Origin of the sequence: Sphingobacterium sp. GVS05A, assembly GCF_019969845.1 — a bacterium.
Lineage (GTDB): Bacteria > Bacteroidota > Bacteroidia > Sphingobacteriales > Sphingobacteriaceae > Sphingobacterium.
Window position 1 is genome coordinate 144,534 of sequence record NZ_JAHXYR010000005.1, and the last position, 23,707, is coordinate 168,240.

General features: G+C 46.4%; 15 protein-coding genes. 8 read left to right on the forward strand and 7 right to left on the reverse strand.

The features are described from left to right. Positions 1 to 12 precede the first annotated feature (12 nt). The 3 genes from LC454_RS14055 to LC454_RS14065 are packed head-to-tail and all read left to right on the forward strand — an operon-like array spanning position 13 to position 5,793. A complete protein-coding gene (locus tag LC454_RS14055; protein ID WP_223583128.1) occupies positions 13 to 1,464 on the forward strand; it encodes a RagB/SusD family nutrient uptake outer membrane protein in 1,452 nt (483 codons plus the stop codon). Positions 1,465 to 1,475: 11 nt separating this feature from the next. Further along, positions 1,476 to 3,629, forward strand: a complete 2,154-nt coding sequence (locus tag LC454_RS14060; RefSeq protein WP_223583129.1) for a M14 family zinc carboxypeptidase — start codon at positions 1,476 to 1,478, stop codon at positions 3,627 to 3,629. Beyond that, positions 3,619 to 5,793, forward strand: a complete 2,175-nt coding sequence (locus LC454_RS14065) for an alpha/beta hydrolase family protein (protein WP_223583130.1) — start codon at positions 3,619 to 3,621, stop codon at positions 5,791 to 5,793. Before LC454_RS14060 ends, LC454_RS14065 begins: the two co-directional genes overlap by 11 nt. Before the next feature lie 122 nt (positions 5,794 to 5,915). On the opposite strand, the gene LC454_RS14070 is transcribed toward LC454_RS14065, so the two are convergent. After that, positions 5,916 to 6,707, reverse strand: a complete 792-nt coding sequence (locus tag LC454_RS14070; RefSeq protein WP_223583131.1) for an alpha/beta hydrolase — start codon at positions 6,705 to 6,707, stop codon at positions 5,916 to 5,918. A 107-nt stretch (positions 6,708 to 6,814) separates the two neighbouring features. On the opposite strand from LC454_RS14070, the gene LC454_RS14075 reads away from it, so the two are divergent. From LC454_RS14075 to LC454_RS14095, 5 genes are all read left to right on the forward strand, one after another. Continuing rightward, entirely contained in the window at positions 6,815 to 7,216 is a 402-nt protein-coding gene (locus LC454_RS14075) for a winged helix-turn-helix transcriptional regulator (RefSeq protein WP_223583132.1), read from the forward strand. Positions 7,217 to 7,247: 31 nt separating this feature from the next. After that, entirely contained in the window at positions 7,248 to 7,706 is a 459-nt protein-coding gene (locus LC454_RS14080) for a DinB family protein (RefSeq protein WP_223583133.1), read from the forward strand. Between the two features lie 474 nt (positions 7,707 to 8,180). After that, the gene (locus tag LC454_RS14085) at positions 8,181 to 11,516 is read left to right on the forward strand and encodes a SusC/RagA family TonB-linked outer membrane protein (protein WP_223583134.1); all 3,336 of its coding nucleotides are present in this window, start codon (positions 8,181 to 8,183) and stop codon (positions 11,514 to 11,516) included. A gap of 19 nt (positions 11,517 to 11,535) precedes the next feature. Beyond that, complete coding sequence (locus LC454_RS14090; protein ID WP_223583135.1) at positions 11,536 to 13,554, forward strand: RagB/SusD family nutrient uptake outer membrane protein; 2,019 nt, start codon at positions 11,536 to 11,538, stop codon at positions 13,552 to 13,554. A 91-nt stretch (positions 13,555 to 13,645) separates the two neighbouring features. Continuing rightward, entirely contained in the window at positions 13,646 to 14,752 is a 1,107-nt protein-coding gene (locus tag LC454_RS14095) for a glycoside hydrolase family 105 protein (protein ID WP_223583136.1), read from the forward strand. A gap of 106 nt (positions 14,753 to 14,858) precedes the next feature. Here LC454_RS14095 and LC454_RS14100 read toward each other — a convergent pair whose 3' ends face one another. The 6 genes from LC454_RS14100 to LC454_RS14125 all read right to left on the reverse strand — a co-directional run bounded on the left by LC454_RS14100 (position 14,859) and on the right by LC454_RS14125 (position 23,664). After that, positions 14,859 to 16,151, reverse strand: coding sequence for a serine hydrolase domain-containing protein (locus tag LC454_RS14100; RefSeq protein WP_223583137.1), 1,293 nt, complete (start codon positions 16,149 to 16,151; stop codon positions 14,859 to 14,861). Positions 16,152 to 16,226: 75 nt separating this feature from the next. After that, complete coding sequence (locus LC454_RS14105) at positions 16,227 to 17,051, reverse strand: helix-turn-helix domain-containing protein (RefSeq protein WP_223583138.1); 825 nt, start codon at positions 17,049 to 17,051, stop codon at positions 16,227 to 16,229. A 262-nt stretch (positions 17,052 to 17,313) separates the two neighbouring features. Beyond that, positions 17,314 to 18,105: a hypothetical protein gene (locus tag LC454_RS14110; protein ID WP_223583139.1), complete on the reverse strand. Its 792-nt coding sequence runs from the start codon at positions 18,103 to 18,105 to the stop codon at positions 17,314 to 17,316. 3 nt (positions 18,106 to 18,108) lie between these two features. Next, complete coding sequence (locus LC454_RS14115) at positions 18,109 to 18,912, reverse strand: hypothetical protein (RefSeq protein WP_223583140.1); 804 nt, start codon at positions 18,910 to 18,912, stop codon at positions 18,109 to 18,111. A gap of 10 nt (positions 18,913 to 18,922) precedes the next feature. Then, a complete protein-coding gene (locus tag LC454_RS14120; protein WP_223583141.1) occupies positions 18,923 to 22,345 on the reverse strand; it encodes a carboxypeptidase regulatory-like domain-containing protein in 3,423 nt (1,140 codons plus the stop codon). 152 nt (positions 22,346 to 22,497) lie between these two features. After that, the gene (locus LC454_RS14125; protein ID WP_223583142.1) at positions 22,498 to 23,664 is read right to left on the reverse strand and encodes a FecR family protein; all 1,167 of its coding nucleotides are present in this window, start codon (positions 23,662 to 23,664) and stop codon (positions 22,498 to 22,500) included. Positions 23,665 to 23,707: the final 43 nt, after the last annotated feature.

Here is a 23,707-nt window from a genome sequence, read left to right on the forward strand (position 1 = left end):
AAATCTGAAAACATGAAAATTAACACAAAAAGAAATCTTTACTTAGTCAGCGCATTATTACTGGTATCTACCCTGAACTCCTGCAAAAGGGATGACGGATTGTTTCCTGTGCCGACTACCTCTATATCGGATAAAAACGTCTTTGATACACCTGCTCGGATCGAGGGGGTCGTCAATGGCATTTATAAAAGTTTAAAAGCAGCCAGTTTGTATGGTGGACGTTATCTCCTTTACCAGGACGTCCGTGGCGAGGATTTTATCAATGTGACGGCCAATAGCTATACAGCCTATGAAAGCTGGAACAATTCCTACAGTTCGGGATCCAATGATATCAACAACCTCTGGTCTGCGGCTTATACTACGATTAACGGCGCGAATATCCTGATTGCTGCCCTTAGTCCCGGGACTGAAGTCATCGGTACTGAACTTTCCAAAGCTTATATTGCAGAAGCAAAGTTCCTGCGTGCAGTATCTTATTTTAGTCTGGTGACGGTATTTGCGCAACCTTACAACAAAGATCAGGGGGCCTCGCCGGGACTACCATTACGTCTGCAGGCCGAGGTGGACGGAAACAACAATGATCTGGCCCGCAGTACGGTTGCACAGGTGTACAAACAGATCTTGAGCGATCTCGATGAGGCTGAAAAGGATTTGCCAGAAAACTATTCAACCGCGCTGCTCAATACAACGCGGGCGCATAAAAATACAGCCCGGGCATTCAAAACCAGGGTTTACCTGACGATCAATAATTATGCAAAGGTACTGGAGGAAGCAAAAAAGATCGTCCCGCAGCAAATTGCACCATTTAAGGCGCAGCAAGGCGTTGCGAATGAGTTACAGACAGATATTACGGCGATTTTTGGGGGCAATTACACCACGCCGGAATCCATTTTAAGTATGCCGGCGAGCACAACGGATGCACTTTCGGGGCAGTCTGCGGTAGGCTATGTCTATCTGGTCAATAAAGAATATTATCTTAATCCAAATGGTATTCTAAACGACACGCAGTGGCGTCAGGCAGACAAACGGCGTAGCCTCCTTCAGGCAAGTGGTGACAAACAGTACCTGAAAAAGTATGCTAAGGCTTCGCCTTACGTGGACTATATTCCGGTTATTCGCTATGCTGAGGTCTTGTTAAATTATGCAGAAGCTGCTGCGCAGGCTGAACAGCTAACGATCGCAGGCTCACTCTTAAAGGCTGTGCACCAACGATCTGATGCGAGTTTTGAATTTCCTGGGGCCGCTCTGGCAAGCAAAACGGCCATCTTGGAAGCCATTGCCAAAGAACGACGAATAGAATTGCTCGGTGAGGGTTTGCGGGGGCACGATTTGCTCCGTCAATTGAAAGAGCTACCTGCAAAAGGTGATGCGAATATACAGATACCTTCGGTACCTATAACAGCCCAGAACTATATTTTTCCAGCGCCTAACACCGAATTGGCGGCCAATAAACTTTTTAACTAAACTAGTCAAACATGATTAAGACAAGTAAACTCCTTATTCCTTTACTGCTGGCCAGTGTAGGATCTTTACAGGCACAGCAGCAGACCCTCTCACTCAAAGGAACGGTCAAGAATAGCGATGCTACTGTTGTGTATCTGCAACGTTTTGAAAATAAAATATTTACAGTGATTGATTCTGCTCAGGTGAAAAAGGGCTCCTTTGCTTTCCGGAAGCAACTTCCGTTGCCTGACCTGTATGGCATTTCTACAGAGCGGGATGTGGTTCCGAGCTATGTTTTTCTGGATGTAGGGGATAATAAAGTGACGATCGATGCAAAAGATGACAACAGACAGTCGGTATCATTATCTGGGTCGAAAAGCCAGGAACTCTTTGAAGAATATCGGGCACAGCGCAAGCCCGATATACGATCCTTCATCCAAAAATATCCGGATAATATCGTTTCAAGCTACCTGCTTTACAGGGAATGGTCCTATCGCCTGTCTCCGGAAGAACTGGAAGCGCATATCGCCCTGCTCTCCGGTTCTCAACAGCAATCGCGTTATATACAGGATCTCCGCAAAATCATCGCCGTGACGCGGCAGGTAGCCGTAGGCAAGAAAGCCCCGGTCATTGTCGCCAATGACCCTGATGGCAACCCGCAGGCGCTCTACGATCATTTGGGGAAATATACATTGATTGATTTTTGGGCTTCATGGTGTCCTCCTTGCCGAAAGGAGAATCCGAATATTGTGGCCAATTACCAAAAATATAAATCCCAGGGCTTTGAAATTTATGCCATTTCACTGGACAAGAAGAAAGAAGCTTGGCTCAAAGGTATTGCCGACGATCACCTGACCTGGCAGCATGTCTCCGAATTAAAATACTGGAATAGCGAAATTGCCGCTACCTATGCTGTTCGGGCAATTCCCGCCAATTTTTTGGTGGACGACAAGGGGACAATCATTGCCAAGAATGTCCGTGGCGAAGAACTAGGCAAGGTGTTGGACAGTTTGTTTAATCAAGGGAAAACCGAGATCGGCGGACTGAAAAAAGATTTTAAAGGGCAGAATCCGATTAGCTATGAATCGACCAAATCCCAAGCTATCGTCAAACAGGAACGCGGCACATTCACCGTGGATCAACGGGTCTTTTTTAGCAATGACTATGATGGTGCCCGACTGAATGGCCTCACAAAATCCAGTGAAGGCGTATACCACCTGCAGGTCGCGCCGGAACGCACGCCGATCAATCCTAGCCCCTGGTATGGTTTTCAGGTCTGGTCCGCCCGCGATACGACGATAAAAATCCAGCTTGACTATCCTTCCGGCGTGCGTCATCGTTACGACCCGAAAGTGAGTATAGACGGAACGAACTGGAATAAGATCAACGGTGCTTCTTTTGACTTGCCGATTTCCAGTAAGAGAACATGGATCTCGGCACAGGCAAATATTCCGTCGAAAGCAGTATATAGCTGGATTGAACAGGTAAATCCTGCTGTTCAAATACAAAAACAGGAAGTGGGTAAAACGGCCCTTGGCAAACCAATTAATGTATATGTGGGGGGCAATCCGCAAAGTAAAAAGGCTATCGCGGTCCTCGGGAGACAGCATCCACCCGAAATTACAGGGCATTATGCATATGCCAGCTTTGTCGAATACCTCTTGGGTAATAGCGACGATGCAAAGCGGTTTCGTGAAAAATATCGTATTTACCTGATCCCCATCGTTAATCCCGATGGAGTGGATCTAGGGCATTGGCGTGCCAATGCCAATGGTGTTGACCTCAACCGTGACTGGGAAGAATTTAACCAGCCCGAGACTGTGGCGCTGCGCGATTATTTTAAACGGGAAATCGAGCAGCAGGGCCGCGAGCTTTATTTTGCCATCGATTTTCATTCTACGGGAAGCGATATTTACTACACGGTGGATCCTGCCTTGCCAAGTCGGTTTCCGGGCTTTATTCCCACCTGGATAGCCGCAGTCAAACAAGCTATTCCAGGGTATGAACCGCTGGTGAAGCCCCTGTATTTGGGTGGATCGACCTTCACGGCGTATAGCTATTTGTATAAAACGTATCATGCCGAAGCATTGGTCTATGAAATTGGCGACAACACCGACGCTGATTTTATACAGCGCAAAGCCCGTATTTCTGCACAAAAATTAATCGAAAAACTCAATGAAAGCTAGTCAATACAAACGTTGGAAGTACCACCTAATTTGTCTGCTGCTGCTGGGGAGTATTTCTCCAGCTTTTGCCGGGGCACCGGCGACGGATAGTTTGATCGTGGCGAGTGATCTGGTTCGAATAAAAAATATCGTTGACCTGCAGGTGAAACCGGACGGAAGTGAACTGGCTTATGCTGTGCGCGGGATTGTTGCCGATACGACCAAGCATGGCGGTTTTCGTTATGAAACGCTCTGGTATGTAAACAGAACGGCATCGACAGCAAAGGCTGATCCGCTAAAGGTGGACCAGCAATTTACACAAATCTTGTACGGCCCGGATGGACGCAGATGGGCTCTTGGCAAGGGAAGCAACAAACGTTCGCAGCTTTTTTTATTTCCATCAGACGGTCAAGAGCCTCAACAGCTAACCAAGCTCGAGCAGGGGCTGGGTACTGTACGATTCAGTCCGGACGGTTCAAAGGTACTTTTATCAAGTAGCTTTACGCTTGGCGAGCTGGTAAAAAGTAAAGATTTCAATCCTGCTGGCTATGTGCCACCATGGTCGACGGAAAAACCGGCGGATAGCCATAATGTATCCTTATTAGCTGAACCTGCACAAGAAGATCGTGACGGCGGCCTAGCGGAAATAATTGCTTATCTCAAACATGATGAACAGCAGGGTATCGCCAAAGTGACCAACAAATTGCAGTTTCAGACAGAAAATTCAACGACGGGCGAAATCCGCTTTACGCATTGGTACATCTTGGATCTCGCAGCCAACACACAGCCTGTTCCTTTAACCCAAGGCTTTCGAAGCTATACAGGAGCGGAATTTTTAGGGAACAATAAGGTGCTTTTAAGCGTAGAGACCGAAAATGGCCTTCATCCGGACCGCGTAGCATCGACTGATCTGATCTTATTTGACCTGCCTAATAAAAAAAGACAGGTAATTTTGGGGGATAGCATACATCGCTTTCAGGTGGCTGCGGTATCGGCATCAGGAAAATGGGTTGCCGTGAATCGAGGCCGGCAGAATTCATTGACAGTCGGTGAATTGTTTATCTATGATACCCAAAACTGGAAAGGTAATAGCTTGGCTGTAGACCGTAGCCTAAGTAATATACAGTTTTCAGCAGATGAAAAATCAGTCTACTTTATTGCGTCGGATAGAGGCGGACGTACCATAAATCGTGCGGATATAAAAACCGGCAATATACGCACCTTGAGTTCGATGGAAGAGGGGATCGGTGACTATTGGGTAAATGGTCAGAAAGCTTTCTACACAAAAACTACTTTAGCAAATCCATCAGAGCTGTACCGTGCGGACGCCAATTTTAAAAATAGTGCTGTCATTAGTGAGATCAATTCAGGATGGCTATCGGGAAAAAATATTGGTATTGCCCAGAAAAGCAGTTTTCGAAATGAAAAGGGACTGGAGGTCGACTATTGGCTCTTGAAGCCTGCAAATTACCAGACGGACAAACGTTATCCGCTTTTGGTAGAGATTCATGGTGGGCCAGCTTCGATGTTCGGTCCTGCGGATGCCAGTATGTGGCACGAGTACCAGTACTTTCGCGCACGTGGCTATGCGGTATTGTTTTCGAATCCACGCGGTTCGAGTGGTTATGGAGAAAGTTTTTTAAAAGCTAATTTTAAAGACTGGGGGCCAGGGCCATCACGTGATGTCCTTAAGGCAGTGGATCTGTCGCTTGCGACCGGTGTCGTCGACAGCTCGCAGCTGTTTATCACTGGCGGATCTTATGGTGCGTATCTAACCACCTGGATATTGGCGCATGAGAGCCGGTTCCGTGCTGCATCAAGTCAGCGTGGGGTGTATGATCTCTATGTATTTTTTGGTAGCGCCAATGTGTGGCCCATGTTGAAACGCTATTTTGATGGTTTTCCGTGGGAAAAGGGGATGCGGGATATCCTTTTGGCCCAATCGCCTACAACTTATGCCGAGAAGATAAAAACACCTTTACTTATTTTCCATGGGGAGCAGGACAATCGTACAGGCCCTGTGCAGAGTGATTTTTTATACAAGCAACTCAAATATTTGGGACGCGATACAGAATATGTCAGACACCCGCACGCCGATCATGAGATCACACGCTCCGGAGATGTAGGCCAACGCCTCGATCAGCTGTTGCGCACTTATGAATTCTTTGAACGTTATCGCCACTGATTCTTATGCTTAACGATGATGATGGAGTATCCAACCTTTTATATTGAAGTCCAAAGGGCTTTAGCAGCGGTTGCTTAGTTTGGTTGATTGCCAAGTCTATTTTCTCGGCAATCAACCAAAATTCAATCCACGAGCTCCATAAACATATCCGCTAATTTTTTCGGCTCTGTGAGCATGGCATCGTGCCCCGTAGCGATCTCCCGATACTGCCAGTTGAGCTTGTGGTCGGCGCGTACTTTTTCACTCATCTCCTTCATGATGGGGAGTTGCGGATCCGTGCATGCGATATAGACCAAGGGTAATCCATTACCATATGGATTTTTTAAGTGCAGCCGCTGGGCGAATGTGCCAAAGGGTTGTGGACTGAGCCTATCCTTGACCCAGGCGACCATGCTGGGTGCTGTAACACCAAACAAAGTAACATCAAAAGGAGCGAAATTTTCTTTCCGCTGAATGTTTTTGAGCTGAACTTCTTGCACAGCCTTAGGTTGCAAAGAAATGGGGCTCTGGCCATCTTCAATAATCATAGCGTCTAGAAAAATCAATTTGTGCAATCGTGACGGAATGCGATCGACAACTCCGGCAATCACGGCACCTGCATAGCTGTGCCCCACGAGATACACATCATGCAAATCTTCCATCTCGATCAGGTTGATAATGTCCTGGATATGGGTGTCGATATCTATCGATGGATCGATCAGATGTTTACGCTCGCCAAGTCCGGTCAGCGTAGGGGCGTAGACTTTGTAATGCGCATCAGTTAGCCCCTGTGCGACGGCCTTCCAGCACCAGCCTCCATGCCAGGCGCCATGCACCAGCACATAGGTCGGACGACGATCTTGGTTTTGAGCGTAACCGGATAATACACTGCCTAATAGCAGGAGAAGCAGAAATAAAGTTCTCAGTTGTTTCATTTTTTTATAATTTTATACTGTTTTTTAATACCTGACAAAGGTATAGGCAAGCTTTTGTCCGCACAATAACTCATCCTGAAGTGAGTAGCTAGAAATTGATATTTAGAATGGCAACACCCCGAAAAGAACAATCGACCAACACGGAGAATCTGCAGACGTTGGCACAGGCATGCGATGTGAACGAAGTATTGCTGCAAATATCATTGCGTTGGAAAATGCAGATTTTATATTGTATTGCAGAGGATGTGTCGCAATTCAGCACGTTAAAAAGAATGTTTCCAACACTTTCAGATCAGGTACTGAGCAAACGTTTAAAGGAGCTGAAAGAGGAAGCGCTTGTCGTTACCGAAGATATCGAAAACACCATACCTCCTCAGATTCGTTATAGCCCAACAGCAAAAGGTAAAGAACTGCTAAAGATTATCCTTGACCTGCACCACTGGGGGCTAAAATGGAAAATCACAGGCAATGATTATTGCCAACTGAATGTGGAAAGCGGAAAGCTATAAGGATCACTCTTGTTAACCCTATTTATATCTCATGGAATCACTCTTTCGCGCATGGAAAACGAGCCGAACGGCTTACCTCAAATTCTTTGAAAACTATTCTTTGGAACAGCTCAATCGTATTCCTGATGGCTTCAGCAACAACCTGATCTGGAATATCGGGCACATCATTGCCACACAACATAAATTAATTTATATCGGATCTGAGGTAGAAGGACATATTCCTGAGGAAGTATATTTGAATTACCAGTCCGGAACGAAGCCTACTGCACCTGTAGCGCAACAGGAAGCCGACTTGCTGAAAAGATTGCTCCTTGAACAGATAGAACCGACGATCAGTGATTTTAACAACAAAAAGTTTGTAACCTACCATGAACGTACTACGGGGACGGGCTTTCATCTCACTTCAATATACGATGCCTTCGAATGGAATAATTTTCATGAAGGACTGCATCTAGGTTATATGATGAGCATCAGAAAGTTTATTGTGTAGCTATTCGCATGGAATACTAAGGTACATCCTGCTTTGATTTATTAAACAAGTGAATTATTCCCTAATCCCAATCTGCTGAGCAATGTTTATCTGAAAGATAGGCTCAACATGTTGCAATTGACCAAAGGCCTGCTTCGAGAGAGCGTCTCATTTGATTCCAAATATTGCTCCTTTAGCGCTTTATATTTCTGTAATAATAAAAATACGAAAACGTTATAGTTAAATTACGAAAACGTTGTAGTTAAATTTTGTCTGCGCTGATTTTTGGAAGACTCTGGTACAATTCCATACCCAACCACCTACTCATATTGATTTTTTATATTGAATATCGTGTTATTGAGACAAAATAGCACTTTTTTGATACGATCGAGTCCTATTTTTCTGAGGGCTAATCTTCACTTTTACAGTTAAAATCCCTTAATACGAGGGAACCAATTATAAAATTTCTAAATCACTTAAAGTGAATATTTCTTTATGAGAAACAATTGTAAGCTAAAACAAAATCGCTTTTATCGCTTTGGAATTGGCAAATGGATGCCCTGTTCCTGCTTGCTCTGTCTAGTCTCACTGGCTGCTCCTGCAACGGCGTTAAAAGCCAATGTGCCCTCGGACTCCATCGTCAGCCTGGGGGTACAAAACCGCGAAATTACGGGTAAGATATCGGATAGCAATGGCCAGCCGCTGGCGGCAGTGACGGTCAATGTACCCGGCAGTAACATCAGTGCCGCGTCAAAAGCTGATGGTACCTATGCCATTTCGGTACCCCTGGATGCAAAAAAACTGGTATTCAAGCTGCTGGGCTACAAGAGCCAGGAAATTGATCTGACACCAGCCAAGGTCTATAATGTGCAGTTGACTTCCGCCACCGGTGAGCTGGATGAAGTGGTCGTGGTGGGCTATGGCACCATGCGCAAAAAGGATCTGACGGGCTCGGTATTGCAGATTCATCCCGACCGCATTGCCAATGAAAACCCCAAAACCGTACAGGATATCCTCCGTGGTTCGGCAGGGATGAATATCGGTTATGATGCCTCCGCAAAAGGCGGTGGCTCCATTGAGGTGCGGGGTAAGCGTTCGGTTTACGATAGCAACAGCGGGCACAATAATCCGCTGCTGGTACTTGACGGGATGATTTTTTATGGTGAGCTTTCTGAAATCAACCCGGATGATATCGAGCAGATCGACATCTTAAAGGATGCCTCTGCGGCGGCCATCTACGGGTCCAAGGCTGCAAGTGGTGTCATTATCATCAGTACCAAAAAGGGCAAGCAGGGGAAGCCGACCATCAATATGACCATGAATGCGGGTGCTACCCAACTGAGTGAATACCGCAAAAGATTCAGCCCGGAAGCTTATATGCAGCATCGGGAAGACTGGTATACCAAGAATACCTACGGCATCGATCCGACGACGGGGATCTATGGGGCCTATCAAACGCGTGACGACAACGGAAACCTCACCGTGCCCTATGGCTTTTACCTTAATCCCGGCCAATTGCCCGCATCTTTAACGCTCGATGCCTGGCGCGCGCAGTCGACCAATCAGAATGGTGAATCTGACCAGAGTATTTGGGGCCGCCGATTGGGCCTGCAGGGAAATGCACTGCAGAACTTTCTGGACGGAAAAACGGTAGATTGGGCTGACCATACTTTTCGTACGGGTTTCAACCAGGATTATAATGCCAGCGTCAGTGGTGCCAGTGATAGGGTCAACTATTACTTATCCATGGGGTACCTCAAAAATGAGGGTACCGTCGTCAGCGATACATACAAGGCTGCCCGCGCCAACATGAAAATCAATGCGCATGTAACCAACTGGCTGGAATTGGGCGCCAATGTGAATTTTCAGGATCGCTCCGACGGTAACATCGATATCGATATGGATCAGACACTACGCAACAGCCCTTACGCCGATTATGCCGATGCCAACGGCAATCCCCTGCAATATCCACTCAGCGAGCAGTTCAGCCAGCGCGGTTATAACTATGATTTTCAGAAGAAATATCTCGAACTGGACAAAGGATATACGGTATTTAATTCCATTTTCAATGCGAAAATTAAACTGCCTTTTAACATAACCTATTCCTTCAACGCGTCGCCGCGCCTGCAATATTTCCACGACCGCTATTTTATGTCGGCCGAGCTGCCCGGATCTAATCCCGCCGATCGTGGGGCAAACCGTGAGCAGACCAAACGCTTTGACTGGTCGCTCAACAATACCATCAGCTGGGAGCAGACCTTTGCGGACAAGCATCGTCTGATGCTGACTTTGGTGCAGGAAGCGGAGGAGCAGCAGTCCTGGAAAGACCGCATTGAGGCCCGTAATATCTTACCTTCGGATGCGCTGGGCTTTCACAATACCGAAAATGGCTCGAAGGAAAACAGCAGCTTCAATAGCTACGACACACACCAGACAGCAGATGCCTTATTGGCCCGTTTATTCTATTCTTACGACGACCGCTATATGCTTACTACTTCTATCCGGCGGGATGGCTACTCGGCCTTTGGGACCTCCAATCCGTATGCGACCTTTCCTTCGTTGGCCCTGGCCTGGAACTTCACCAAAGAGAAATTCTTCAAATGGACCGATGTGATGGATTATGGAAAATTGCGTGTTTCCTACGGTAAAAATGGTAATCGACAGCTTGCCGATCCCAACCTGGCACTTGCCAACCTGTATTCAGGCAGCGGCAAAATGCATGGTTACCTCAATTCGGCCGGCGAACTCCTCCAGTACCGGTACCTGATGGTAGACCGCTTGGCCAATCCCAATCTGCAATGGGAAAAGACCACGGCATGGAATTTTGGCCTCGACTTCGGCTTCTTGAAGAACCGGATTTCGGGTACGCTGGAGTACTACCTGATGCAGACCCACGATATGATCATGGAGCAGAAGCTGCCCAATTTTACAGGATTTAGCCGCATCACCACCAACTTGGGACAAGTGGACAACAAGGGAATTGAACTGACCTTAAATACGGTCAACCTCCAAAAGGAGCAGCTGCAATGGTCCACCACCTTTAGTTTCTCGTACAATAAGAACCAGATTGTGCATCTGTATAAGAACTACGAAGACGTGCTGGATGCCAATGGGAACGTGGTCGGAAGCAAGGAAATGGACGAGATTTCGAATGGCTGGTTTATCGGTCAGCCCATCGGGACGATATGGGACTATCGTGTGACGGGCATATGGCAGGCCAATGAAGCTGCCGACGCGGCCAAATATGGGCAGGCACCCGGGGACCCCAAAGTGGCCAATGTGTATACGGCAGATGATGTGGTCAATGCCAACGGTACAAAACCGGTGTACAACAATAACGACAAGGTCTTTTTGGGACAGACCGATCCGCGTTTCCGCTGGTCGATGCGTAATGAGCTGACTTTATGGAAAGACCTTAGCTTTTCGTTTAATATCTATTCGTATATGGGGCACAAAAGCCTGTCGGGCAATTACCTGAACAACGACGATGATGGCGGACGGATGGCTTATGGACTGGCCAACCTGCCGGCGAAAGAATACTGGACGCCAGATAACCCCACAGATCGCTATGGCCGTATTGAGGCCAAAGGGCCCATCGGGGCCGAGGGGGCACAGCGGCTTTACGACCGTTCTTTTATCCGCCTCGACAATATTTCTGTGGGCTATACGCTGCCAACGGCATTTACATCCAAATACCACTTGAATCGGGTGAAGCTGTATGGCACCCTGCGCAATGTGGCCACCTGGACCAAAGAATGGGAGTATGGTGATCCGGAGACGGGTTCCTGGGCTTCGCGGGTCTTTACCTTCGGTGTGAATTTATCTTTATAACCTGATTAATTTGATCGCTATGAACTTGACAATACATAAATCCAGATCCCGTAACAGGGGGATCGTCATCCTACTTGCTGCTGCATTGACCATAAGTAGCTGTTCGAAAGAATTTCTACAGCCCGATCCGCTGTCTATCTATTTGCCCAATGAAACCTTTAATACCGAGTCTGGCCTGCTGTCGGCCATGGCTATCTGTGACCGCCACCTCAAGGGGTATTGGGCCACAGATCATAATGAGATGCTGACCCTCGGTACGGAGTACATCTTCTCCGAACTGATGGTGGCCAGCAATACAGACAAACGCAGCATGATGGCGGATGTGGCCAATATGCTCACCCCGACAAGCGACAACTCCAGCCTACAGAACCTCGACCGCTCCAATAGTATGTGGTACCTGTGGGAAGAAACTTATAAAGGCATCAGTTATGCCAATACCATTATCAAATATGTGGATCAGGTGCAGACCTTGAGCGAACAGGATAAAAATGCCTACAAAGGGCGGGCATATTTTCACCGTGCATTCCGGTATATGGCCTTGGTCTTTGAATACGGCGATGTCCCATTGGTCACGACCATTATCGATGTGCCCAAACAAAATTATCGGAGCACCAAACGTGACGCCATTCTGCAGATGATTACCAAAGACATGGAATTTGCCGTACAATGGGTGCCCGACCAGAAAAATATGAACCTGATCGGCATGATCAACAAAGGGGCCTGCCGGATGTTGCTGGCCAAATGTTACCTGGCCCTGGGGGAGTATCAGAAAGCAAAGGAACAGACCGATATTCTGATTGATCAATCGGGATATGCGCTGATGACCGAAAGCTTCGGAACATTCAACGATGGGGGCGAGGCGCAGACCTGGCCCATCACGCGTAATGTCATCTGGGATATGCACCGTCCTGAAAACAAATTGATTCCGGCCAACCGCGAGGTGATCATGGGGATGCCCAACCGGGGTGCCGATGCGGAGTCTTTTGTGAAAATGCTGACCATGCGGATCTTATATCCCTTTGTGTTCGACACCCGCATACAGACAACGGATGGTAAACAGGCCTTGTTGAACATCAAACGCAACAGTGGGGATTATAATGCAAAATATGACTACATGCGCGCTTTTGGCCGCGGTATCGCGACTTTCCGGCCAACATCTTTCCAGTCGAAGGGGGTATGGGCTGTAAACGGTAAGCAAGATGAAGGCGATCTGCGCCACAGCGCCAAAGTGGGAAACTGGGTGCGCATGGAAGATTACAAGGTAAACAATAAGGCTTCAAAGGATTTTGGAAAACCTGTTACGCTGAAAGATCCCGAAACGGGTAAGCTCCTTTGTAGCGACTCCATCCGCCGCTGGTACGATGTGCCACACTATAAATTTTTCCTGGATGATCCCGTTAGTGAGGCCAATATCAGTGGTTCGGACGGTTCACGCGGGGCCACCAATGGCAGTGTTGCCGACTGGTACCTGTATCGCCTGGCCGAGGCTTACCTCTTGCGCGCCGAAGCCAAATATTATATCAACCCGGCCGATGGAACGATCAAAGACGACCTAAACGCCGTGCGCCAGCGCGCAAAATGTACCGAACTGTATCAGGGGACCGTGAACATTGGGGATATCATGAACGAAAGGGCCCGCGAACTCTACTGGGAGGAATGGCGCAATGTGGAGCTCAAAAGGGTATCGCTCTGCCTGGCACGCAGTAGTAAACCTGATGAATGGGGAAATGTATACAATCTGGACAATTTCGACAAACAGAGTGGTACCGATGCTACCGGTGGAAGCTACTGGTACCAGCGTATCGTGCATTATAGCTTATATAACAAAGGCATCATTCATGTCAATGCAACTGGTCTAAGTGATATCAAGTATACCATGGACAAAAAGAATATGTACTGGCCAATCCCAAATGTGGCGATTACCTCCAACATTAAAGGCCAGTTAAAGCAAAATTATGGCTACGACGGTTATAACCCCGCTACTCCGGTATGGGATAAATGGGAGGATGCCGTTGCGGATGAAGCAACAGCAGACTAGTCCTGTCGATGCTCCTGAACCGATCCGCTCTCTTGAAGATCGGTTCAGGATTTTTTTAAACACAGTAATTTAAAACATAAAATGATTTGGTATGATAAAGAAAATTCTTTTGTTTTTATGGATGCTTCCTGTTCACTTTCTAATGGCACAGGCCGATCTGGCAAATTTTCCGGCTGCTGCGGATCCCAAGGAAGTGGGATACCGCATTGCACATCGTTTCATGGCAGGCAAGCATATGCTGCATGCGGGGAAATGGATCAGTTATCCGGAGACGTTTTATTGGACGGGTTCCATTAACTATGCACACTTAACCGGTGATGTGGAGTTGATGCAGGCCATGAAAGGCCGCTTCTCCAAATTAAGGGCAAGTGAGCCGCAGCTGCTGCCCATTAAAAATCACGTCGACTTAAATATGTTCGGGAGTCTTCCGTTGCGGCTTTATCAGCTGACCAAAGATAAAAGCTACCTGGACCTTGGCTTGCCCTACGCCGATACGCAATGGGAATTGCCAGACAATGCCAGTCAGGCCGAGAAGGACTGGGCACAAAAAGGGTACTCCTGGCAGACCCGACTCTGGATTGACGATATGTACATGATTACAATCGTACAAACTGCCGCGTTTAAAGCGACCGGCGAATCGAAATATCTCGATCGCGCAGCCAAAGAAATGGTGCTTTATCTGGATAAATTACAGCGCCCCAACGGGTTGTTTTATCATGCGCCAGATGTGCCTTATTACTGGGGCCGTGGTAACGGATGGATGGCAGCTGGCATGACCGAGTTGCTACATATGCTCCCAGAGGATCATGCGGACCGGCCCCGTATATTGAAGGGCTACCGTAGGATGATGAAGAGTCTAAAACAACAGCAGCGCGAAAGTGGTATGTGGAATCAGCTGATCGACGAGGCCGACTGCTGGGCCGAAACATCCGGGTCGGCTATGTTTGCCTATGCAATCATTTCGGGTGTAAAACAGGGTTGGCTCGGTGCAAAAGAGTATGGTCCTGTGGCCCGTCGTGCCTGGCTGGCGCTGGCCAACTATGTGGACGATCAAGGTGCGGTGTCGGAGATCTGCGTAGGTACCAATAAAAAGAATGATAAACAGTATTATTATGATCGTCCCCGCCACAGCGGCGATTACCACGGCCAGGCGGCTTATATGTGGTGCGTCAATGCGCTGCTGGAAGGAAAGGAGTAGATAGGGCCGTCTTCGCACTGCCGCGTCCGATACAATAGGGTAAACTACAAAAATCGGGAAATTAGCTGTGCTGAAAAATGGGCCTAGGTATCTTGTACAGAACAGACTATTTCCTCAGAATTTCCTTTACACCGGCTTTTGTTAAAATAATCGAATTGAAGACACCTGCTTTGTCCCGGACAAATTCAACTGTCCTGTCGTTATCGTCTGATCTGAAAAATTTTGTACTGGACTCGGGGATAAGCTCTGTTTCGGTATCATTGTAATAAAGTTTGCCATCCCTATGGAGGATCTGAACTTGACCGTACTGGCCCACATAGTGCTTATACAAGGTGGAGTCCACCAGAGCACGATGATGCCGGTACGGGAGTTCGACTTCTTTTCCAAATACAATAGCCGAAAGCCCGTAAGCGATCATATGGGAGAGTGATTCATTGTTGGAAAGGACCGTGACAAAGAGCTTGTCATCCGTAAATCGGTTAAAAGAAGTGATGGTACCGAAAAAACCACCGTCATGCGCAATCAGTTGATGTCCATGGTTGTAAAAGGGGTTGATAATAAAGCCATAGCCCCAGTTTTCGGCGTTATGGGGCGTGAACATTTTTTTCTTCATCTCGGCAGATAAAATAGTGGTTCCGTAAAGCAGGCTGTCCCATCGTGCTAGATCTTCGACGGTCGAGTAAACACCGTCATGGCCCACGTTGATCTGCCAGTTGATATAAGGATTATGAATAAAGCCTTGCGCACCGCGGTAATAGACCTTGGCCTTTTTGGACACAATCGTATCATTGTTGCTGACACCTGTATTGTTCATGCCTGCTTTTTCAAATATGTTTTTCTTTAAGAAAACAGCATAAGGTTCACCTGAAACTTTTTGAATGATCTTTGCCAACAGGTAATAACCGATGTTGCTGTATGCATTTTGGCTGCCGGGTGAAAATTCATAAGGAATTTTTTTGATGGCTGCATAAGCTGAATCGCTGCTGATGCTGGATAAAGCGATTTCTTTGAAACCCATGGCCAGACCAGAGGAATGGGACAGTAGCTGATGGATGCTGACACTGTCGGCCTTTGGATAATCTGGAAAAAACCGGCTGAGTTTATCCTCGAGGGATAACTGGCCGCGATCGACCAATTGTAGGATCGCAGTCGCGGTAAATTGCTTTGTGACCGAGGCCAGCTGAAATTTTGTGTCTACCGTATTGGGGATATGCCATTCATAATCGGCCTGACCATAGGCCTTCTTGATTAAAACAGTGCCGTTTTTTTGCACAAGGACTGTTCCACTAAAATGATGTAGGGCAACCTGTGCCTGCATATAACGGGCGAGTTTTGCCGATGTGCCCTGCTGTCCAAAAACCAGCATCGGACAAAGGATAATGAATAGAATAAACTTCATGGACTGTTGCATCGATTAATTATGCAGCAATGTTACCATTAAAAAAAACGCGGTCATTGTATTTTTGTAAACCCTTTAAATAAAAATCCACTTGATCTCATCCCGTTCAAGGGCTGCTATTTTGGAAAAGAACACTTTGGGTGTAAAGCCTGTTAATTTTTTAAAATCCCGGATCATGTGCGATTGATCAAAATAATCGACATAATAGGATCGGCCTCTGTTGTTTTTATCGTCTAGCTGGCTTTGAATGGCTGCCCGGAACCGGACTATTTTTTTGAATTGTGATGGGCTTTTACAGATATGCTGATCAAAATGCTTATTGATCGTTGTCCGTGATCGCCCGATTTTACGCGACAATGTCGTCATGGACTGATTGAGGTTGTCGGTGTCGAGCATTTCGCGGAGCACATTCTCCAACAGCAGATCTTCAAATGGGCGGAGTTTTGAGATCCAATAGGCTTCCAGGGCTTTGATTCGCTCCTGATGATCGGCGATGGCGAGAATGGCGGACATGGCCTCTTTATAATCGGCGTGGGGATTAAAATCGGCGAATGTTCCACTGTTGTAATGCTGAAGGTCATGCGTGATAAAAGCATTTAAGCCCAGCGGCTTGAAGTATGTCGTGATTTCATTTATTTTCCCATCGTAGCTGATCAGGACGGGTTGATTAAAGTCGCAGACAAGGTTGGTCTCAATGGGGGCGGAGGGACAATATGTTGTGATGATTTTGTCGGGACTGACGAAGGTGCTGGTCTGCGCGCTGATGGTGACAATGCAGTAGATACTGGGAAAGGTAAAATAGGTAACGGGCTTCTCGTGTGCGGTCTTCTCCAGGATGTAGAAGCATTCAATATAACGATTCAAGACGGGGCTCTCGGGCCGATAGATTTTTATAATCATTTTTTATACAGCTGTTTTTTAACCTTCTTCATGGTTAAAGGTCGTCCGATGATTTTTTTAATTGGTATTCGAACGAGGCCTTAAGTTACACTTTTAATCGGTGGGACAAGCTAAGAAATCAACGGTATTTGTGAAAATTTCGGCCAGTTGAATAGCAAAGAACGAAGTGATGGCGATACCTTGTCAGTGCTAAAAAAGAATTGGCGATAACGCGCGTCTAGCCTAGATGCGCGTTATCGCCAATGATTACCTTTGGATCCCGTTAATCCAAATAGAAGAAAAGTCGGCTGAATGTTTGATTGGGCACGTGGGGCGCAATAAAATAGGGCTGAACTTTCCCCTTATCGTTCAATTTTGGGAAAAAGAATCCCTCAGCACCGAGCTTGCTTTTTGTTTCATCGCCTTCAAAAGCCCATTCATCTGTATTAGCTTTTGTGAAATGAACTGTAGCACTTCTCAAATCGACATCTTTGTCAAAATCCTTGAGTGGCAGATAATCGACATAGACCCATCTTCCGGGAAGCACATTTTTTGCAATGTACTCTTTACGGACATCGCCCGAAGTTGCATTGACCTTTTGTAAAGAAATATCAATCGGGAAATCTATGCTTTTATCATAAATGTAAAAGCCTAATTTATTAACATTGGGGTCCGCAGTGGGAGGGGCCACTGCTTGTACCTTTCCATCAAAATAGAGGTAATTGAAATTTACTTTGATGGTGTTTTCGGGCAATTCAGCACTATAGACCACTTTTTTTGTCACCGTGTCGGTTAAAGTAACAAATCTCTTTTTGGGTATTTTGTAGCTATAAGCAGTAGCAAAATGGATATTGCTCTGGGGTTGGATGATAAAATCACCATTTTTATGATCAAAAACGGTGGTATCAATCGCGATCACTAAAGGGTGCTCACCGCCATTATAACCATTGATCAGAATATGCATCGCACGTTCTACCTCAATAGTGTCTTTGTTGCAGGCGCTGAAAAAGAAGGAAATGCTGATCAGCAGGACCGTAATAGGTTGGAAAAATGTCTTTGTCAATAAATTTTTCATAAATTATAATTCTAAAACCTTATTAAACCGTATAATATTATTAAGCGGAGCCTCGTTGATGATAAACAGCTTGGAAATGGCTTTTGTGGGCGAGGGTACAGGTGCACCCGAGGTCAGCAGGCTAAATTCAAATGGAGATCCTTCTGTATAGGGGATGTTTGTCCCAGCTTTATAAATATAGGCCCGAAATAATACCGACGTTTTTTCCCCTTTGTAATCCTGTATTCCTAACGGAAATGGGTCAAAAGTAATGGGCTGGGAGAATTCATTGGGTTTTAAGTTTTTGATCCGGATGACCTCTTCAAACACTTTGGGCGTAAAATAGTATTTCCCAAATACAATATCCACGGGTTCACTGTAATTTAAAATATTGGACTGGAGCATATAAATTAATTGCACTTTGCCCTCCACTGGTGCCGGAAGCGTTGGAAAATCTGCCACTTTTCCGTCCATGTAGATAATATTGAGATTTGTCGTGACCGCCGTATCGTTGGCCCTGATTTCCCTTTCCAAAAGAATTTTATCGGTCGCTTTGGACTTCATGGTAAATTTTAAGTGCTGCTTGCCAGGGTCATTGAAATTATAGTTCGCCCCAAAAGCGATTTTGCTAAAGGCCGGAGTCACTGTCGCGCTAAATGTATCCAATTGAAGAATAAGTTCCTCATTGCTGTTATTGTAACCGCTTAAATTGATCATATGTACATTGGAATGATACAGCAGATCGTCTCCGCCTTTGTTGCATGACAGGAGGGTGAAGAGCAGAAAAAAGGAGATCGCCGTGGCTGTTAAGATTATTTTTGTTTTCATAACGGTTGATTTAAAATGTATATCCGATGGATAGGCTAAAGGAGCTGCCCACTTTCCGGTTGAAGGTTTCTTTGTCGCCTACGCGTGTCTTTTTGGTTCCATCCTCGGAGGTCTCGTAGTAACCTTCCTCATATTTTTGGGAAAAGCCAAACTTCCATTCGTAGATCTCATCCCACTCTTGGGTCGGCCACTCGGAGTTTGATAAGCCTTTCCATCGATCTTGCACTTTGAACGTTTCGGGTCTGTTCACATAAAAACGGAATGGACTGTTCAACAGATTGCTCAGGTTCAGTTTGAGGTCCAGATTCTTGTTTTTCAATAATTTGTAGCTCAGCTGTGCATCTAGCTGATTCCGGGGGCGCTCGTATTCGATCAGGTCTTCGCTCATGGCAGTCATAAAGGTTTTGTATCCCATATGGTTGAAGGCCACGTTAGCACCTAAGCGGTCTCCGGCATATTGTAATGCCGCATTATAGACTACAGGTATCTGTCCATAGAGCGGACGCTTACTTTTCAGGAATTGTTTTTCCCGGTATTCAAAGGTATTTCCATATTTATCGGTGCCGATGCCCTTGGACCGGAATTCGGCCGATTGTACTTCTGAGTTTTGAAGCGTGACGTTTCCGCTGAAATTAAAATTTTCAAGTAGGGAGCCCGGTAGCATAAATCCTAAGTTTTTGCGGATATCAAATTCCAGTCCCTTTATTTTGGCCCATTCCGAGTTATTGGTGGTTACATAGATGCGGTGTGAGGAATCCATCATCTGTTGGTACAACTCGATCGGGTTTTGGAAATATTTATAGAAAAATCCAATTGAAATGACTTCTGCAATGGAAGGATACCATTCCAAACGCATATCATAGTGGTTAATTACAGTAGATAGGACGCCTTCATTTCGACGGTAAGCTCCGCCCAGTGCCGGATCCTGACGCACCATTCTGGAGTTTTCAATCAATGCAGGACGGACCACCGACTGCGAATAGGCCATCCGGATATTGAAATCCTGTAATGGCGTCAATGTCAGGCTCGCCGATGGAAGATAGCGCCAGGTTTTCTCTTCGGTTTCGGGATCTGCCGTCATGCCCACCAATTTTCCGGTCGCTGGATCGACAAAGCGTTGTTTCTGCATGGCAATGGTGCGTGCATCCATTTGCAGGTCATTATCGCCGTTTTGCAAACTTTTATACTTGAAGTATTCGGCACGTAATCCCCAGGTCAGTCGAATCCAGGAATTGAACCTGTTGTCTAGCATTCCATAGACAGCCTGGTTGATATTTTTCCCTTCATAGGCACTGACGGAGAACGCGGCTGGATAATAAAACATCCCATGCAAAGGATCCTGGAACTCCAGGTATTTAGACCAGGTATTTACAGGGGTGAAGGTATTGGCTCCGACCGAAACGATCGGCAGGGAGACCCATTCGAAAAGTCCATGCCGATCCATAAACTGATAGCCGGCTTTCAGGGTTTGCTTTTGACCGAACCAATTCGTCTGGTAGCTCAATGCGCCCTCGGCAATTTTATTGGTCTCCGTATAATGGTATTCGGAACGTGTAAACGTCCCGTCTCCGGCATTGGCATAGTGCGAAGGGACGACATTGTAAATGGTGTCATTCAGAGTGCCGATCGGGGCGATCCAGGCTTCGGTGGCATCTTTCTCCAGGTTGTTCAGGCGATTGCGGGCTACATTCCATTCGAGCTTAAAATTGCCGAAGCGATGTTCTCCGTCCAACCTATTCTGGAGCATATTGATAAATTTGGGGCGGTCATACTCCCGGATGGCAGGTCTCGAATCGTGACCAATATCATTTCCCCAGCCCTGGATCACTGAAAACTGGTTGTTGAACATGCGGGAATAAAAGTTGCGGGAGGTTATTTTGTGATTTTTGCTGTTCCAGCCCAGGTTGATCAATCCGCTTAAGCTCGAATTAAAGTTGTACTGCATGGAGGTCGTCGGATGGATTTCTTTTCCAGTGCTGATATCGTAGGTTGTCCCCTCGACTTTCTGCCAATTGCCGCGTTCAAAATTGGAGATGTTATCAATAGACTGTTCATTTCGATAGCTGAGCGAGCCTACAAATCCAAAGATACCTTTCATTGTATTGTAACTCCGCCCCAGGCTGAACTGATAGTTTTGCCCGGGTAGGGCGGTATATTTTCGCGTACCCAAACGTTCTAATCCGCCGATGCGTTTGTTCTGTGCAGCGATCATTTCGGGTGTAAAAGGCGTCACGCCTTCAGGCACCGGTTTATAAGGGTTGGCGGGATCATAATTGATGCCGTTGAACACGGTTAAATCCCTTGGGAAATTGCCCCGCGTGCCATCGTCAAATGCCAGGTAGTCCCAGCTGCCACGGCCGTAGCCCAGAAAATCTTTGCCCGTTGACCCATTGATATACTTGCTTCCCACCGAAAAGGAAGTGAAGTTTTTGACTGGAATGGCCAGGGTATTGATCTGGACCAGTCCACCACCAAAACCAAAGCTCAGATCTGGCGATGAAGTCTTGTGGATAACGACATTGTCGATCAGGTTGCTCGGTACAATATCAAATTCGAAGTCCCGTACCTGCACGTCGGTACTCGGGAGGGTGGCTCCATCCATCATGGCCAGGTTATACCGTTCGGCAATACCCCGGATAACGACACGACGGTTGTCATTGGTACTGACACCAGAGATGCGTTTTAAGGTCTCACCAACGTTTTTGTCCGGCAAAACGGCTATTTGCTCGCGACTGATTCCGTTGGAGATCGTCGCTGCATTTTTTTGTTTGGTATATAAGGAAGCAATACTTTCCTGTTTATAACTTCCCGTGACAACGACCTGCTCCAAGCTTTTGATCACATTCTTTAAAACGACGCTTAGGTTGGTCTGCTTCCCGGCATGGACAACGATGTCGGTGATCCTTTTTGTCTGATGGGAAATGTAGCTGACTTCAATCGTATAGGTTCCGGCGGGGATATTCAACGTATAGCTTCCATCGGCTTTACTTTTTAAAGACTGGCTAGTTTGGAGCACAGTGATACTCGCATCTGCGAGCGCTTCACCATTTTCGTTTGTGATCCTTCCGCTGATATTTCCCTGTTGTTGCGTTCCGATTTTGTCTGTGCTCCGGGATAGTGAAACGGGGATAACGGCTGTTTTCTTTGCCGAAACGATCACGGATTGGTCCTTCAGTACAAAGGTCAGCGGTTGGTTTTTGAAAATTTCTGCCAATACACTATTTATATCAGTGTTGCGGGTTTCTATCGTGACCGGTCTGGACATTTTAAGAAGGCTGCCTTCTACTAAAAATCCATAACCTGTCTGCGTACTTATTTTTTTGAATACTTTGGCCAGAGAGCTTTTCTTCTCGGAGAGACTGATGTTTTGTCCTATCGCCCCAAAGCTAATCTGTAGCATGCCAAAAAGCGTCATGAAGGTGGTTAACTTCATTTTCAATAGTATTTTTGTATTTTTTTTATACATTTGTTAAGCTGAAATATGTGTTAAATCGGATCGAGAAATTCATTTGCCTATTCCGGCTATAGGCCAGTAGTGTTACGACCACTATTGGCTTTTTTTGGAATTAGACATTAGGTTGTGTGTTATTTTGTTTCTACAATAAGCCTCCTTCCTTGCATCCCTACCTGAATGCTTTTAAACGTTTTTAATAGATTCAATACTTTTTCAAAAGGCCAGGACCGCGGTATTCTTCCCGTAAAGGTTTCATTTGTTGCGGTACCATTATAGTGGATGTCCACATTATACCAACGCCCCAGTTCGTCGATAACGCTGCCGATATCAGCATCCGTAAAGTCAAAATAGCCCTCTTTCCAGGCGATTACTTCAGCGGGATCTACATTTTTTACGGACATCGAATGTGCGGCTACAATGCCTTGTTCACCAGGCTTGAGAATAATGCGCTGATGGCTATTGGTCAGGGCGATGGAGCCGCTTAAGAGGGTTGTTTTGGCACTAGATTTGGCGTTGTAGGTATTGACGTTAAAGTGTGTGCCTAGCACTTCGATCAGTTGATTTTCAGACTTCACGCGGAAAGGCATGGCAGCGTTGTGCGCCACCTCAAAGTACACTTCGCCCGTGATCGTCACTTCTCGGGAAGAACCCTGGAAGGCTGAGGGGTAGGTGATCGAAGATTGTGCATTCAACCAGACGTGGGTACCGTCAGCTAAGGTCAGCTGGTATCTGCCACCCCGCGGGGTAGAAAGTGTATTGGAATGCACCTTGCTGACCTTTTTGCTGGCTGTATAAACTAGATTGCCCGGTTTCAGTTTGTTGATATGAATGTTACCTTCGGCGCTGAGCTCTCCGTTTTTGGAGTCATCCAACAGGATCTTTTCACCATTACCGAGTGTTAAAGTGGCTTGATCCGTTCCGGGATTGATGGTGCTGCTCTGCTTTTCTGCACTGCTGGGCAGCTTGTCAGCCTGCTTCTGGAAGATGTAAAATGAGACTGCAGAAAGGAGAACTAAGGATGCGGCAGCTTGCCATAGCCTATTACCCGGATTCAGGAAAAATCGCTTTTTGGACATTTCTGCTACGGGGGCTGTCTCCAGATCAATCTGGTCGAAGATCTTTTCCTCCAGTTGTTTTTTTCTGACCGCACGCTCTTCGGAGCTTAAACTATTGATGAGATCTGGATTAGCTTCAAATGAAGCGTACCAATCTTCAAGCAGCAGCAGCTCCTCTTCGGTTATTGTTCCTGCTTCGTACTTAGCGAGTATATCGAGTATCTGTTGATTTTGATCGTCCATTTCCTTTGCTTTATACTAACTAGTACCCTAAGTATTCAAAAGC

Excerpts from the sequence above, each read along its gene's own strand:
- LC454_RS14055 (WP_223583128.1), top strand. The coding sequence starts at position 13 with ATGAAAATTAACACAAAAAGAAATCTTTACTTAGTCAGCGCATTATTA.
- LC454_RS14060 (WP_223583129.1), top strand. The coding sequence starts at position 1,476 with ATGATTAAGACAAGTAAACTCCTTATTCCTTTACTGCTGGCCAGTGTA.
- LC454_RS14065 (WP_223583130.1), top strand. The coding sequence starts at position 3,619 with ATGAAAGCTAGTCAATACAAACGTTGGAAGTACCACCTAATTTGTCTG.
- LC454_RS14070 (WP_223583131.1), bottom strand. The coding sequence starts at position 6,707 with ATGAAACAACTGAGAACTTTATTTCTGCTTCTCCTGCTATTAGGCAGT.
- LC454_RS14075 (WP_223583132.1), top strand. The coding sequence starts at position 6,815 with ATGGCAACACCCCGAAAAGAACAATCGACCAACACGGAGAATCTGCAG.
- LC454_RS14080 (WP_223583133.1), top strand. The coding sequence starts at position 7,248 with ATGGAATCACTCTTTCGCGCATGGAAAACGAGCCGAACGGCTTACCTC.
- LC454_RS14085 (WP_223583134.1), top strand. The coding sequence starts at position 8,181 with ATGAGAAACAATTGTAAGCTAAAACAAAATCGCTTTTATCGCTTTGGA.
- LC454_RS14090 (WP_223583135.1), top strand. The coding sequence starts at position 11,536 with ATGAACTTGACAATACATAAATCCAGATCCCGTAACAGGGGGATCGTC.
- LC454_RS14095 (WP_223583136.1), top strand. The coding sequence starts at position 13,646 with ATGATAAAGAAAATTCTTTTGTTTTTATGGATGCTTCCTGTTCACTTT.
- LC454_RS14100 (WP_223583137.1), bottom strand. The coding sequence starts at position 16,151 with ATGAAGTTTATTCTATTCATTATCCTTTGTCCGATGCTGGTTTTTGGA.
- LC454_RS14105 (WP_223583138.1), bottom strand. The coding sequence starts at position 17,051 with ATGATTATAAAAATCTATCGGCCCGAGAGCCCCGTCTTGAATCGTTAT.
- LC454_RS14110 (WP_223583139.1), bottom strand. The coding sequence starts at position 18,105 with ATGAAAAATTTATTGACAAAGACATTTTTCCAACCTATTACGGTCCTG.
- LC454_RS14115 (WP_223583140.1), bottom strand. The coding sequence starts at position 18,912 with ATGAAAACAAAAATAATCTTAACAGCCACGGCGATCTCCTTTTTTCTG.
- LC454_RS14120 (WP_223583141.1), bottom strand. The coding sequence starts at position 22,345 with ATGAAGTTAACCACCTTCATGACGCTTTTTGGCATGCTACAGATTAGC.
- LC454_RS14125 (WP_223583142.1), bottom strand. The coding sequence starts at position 23,664 with ATGGACGATCAAAATCAACAGATACTCGATATACTCGCTAAGTACGAA.